The sequence below is a fragment of the Bartonella sp. MR168JLCBS genome (assembly GCF_042194175.1).
In genome coordinates this window covers 1-809 of record NZ_JBHIMP010000283.1, presented here as the reverse complement: position 1 = coordinate 809, position 809 = coordinate 1, and the positions used below count along the sequence as shown (strand labels likewise).

General features: G+C 37.6%; 2 protein-coding genes. One reads left to right on the top strand and one right to left on the bottom strand.

Annotation, left to right across the window (positions count from 1 at the left end; translation table 11 throughout):
* The first annotated feature begins 116 nt into the window (after window positions 1-116).
* Window positions 117-530 (top strand): large conductance mechanosensitive channel protein MscL, encoded by a 414-nt coding sequence (mscL, locus tag ACFIK8_RS10895; RefSeq protein WP_014923796.1) that lies wholly within the window; start codon window positions 117-119, stop codon window positions 528-530.
* 14 nt (window positions 531-544) lie between these two features.
* Here the strand turns inward: mscL and ACFIK8_RS10890 are convergent.
* The coding region (locus ACFIK8_RS10890) for an ATP-binding protein (protein ID WP_375669437.1) at window positions 545-809 on the bottom strand (265 nt) is incomplete at its 5' end.

Genomic DNA, 809 nt, shown 5'->3' with positions numbered 1-809 from the left:
AAAATTTTTGATATTTGTAATATAATCTACAAGAAAGTAAAAAATTTCCCTTTCCTTTTTCATCAAAAGCGATAGTTAAAGTTACCGTATGTCGCATATACAAAGGGGAAAATGCAATGCTTAAAGAGTTCAAAGAATTTGCCCTAAAAGGTAATATGATTGATCTCGCCATCGGTGTGATTATAGGGGGAGCTTTCGGTGGCTTAGTCAATTCAATTGTCAATGATATTCTTATGCCAATCATTGGCTTCATCACGGGTGGGATTGATTTTTCTAACATGTTTATTCAGCTTGCCGGTGAAAAACAAGCTACATTGAGTGCTGCCAAAACAGCCGGAGCGACCATTAGTTATGGTAACTTTATCACTTTACTTATCAATTTTCTCATCATTGCTTGGGTTCTTTTCTTATTCGTGAAAGGCATGAATAAAATCCGCCGCAAACAAGAAAAAGAGGAAAATTCAAAAAAAATGTCTCTGGAAGAACAACTCCTATCAGAAATCAGAGACCTGTTGGCCAAAAAAAATTAAATTTATGCATGGCCTCACCCATGAAACACAGGAAAAAACATTTCCACAGTTGTTCCATGATTAGGTTTTGAAAACAACAAAAATTGACCACCACTTTCTTCTACCATTGCTTTACATATCGGTAGTCCTAGACCAGTTCCGACAAAAACGCTGTCACCAGAGTGGCGGTCTTTGCGTTCTACCTGACCATAAGGTTGTAGAGCTTGCACAATCTCTTCGTCGCTCATCCCTACACCATTATCACTCACTGAAATCTTCACGCACTCTTTTTTACCATAA

Coding starts and splice junctions, on each gene's coding strand:
- mscL (WP_014923796.1), top strand. CDS start 117: ATGCTTAAAGAGTTCAAAGAATTTGCCCTAAAAGGTAATATGATTGAT.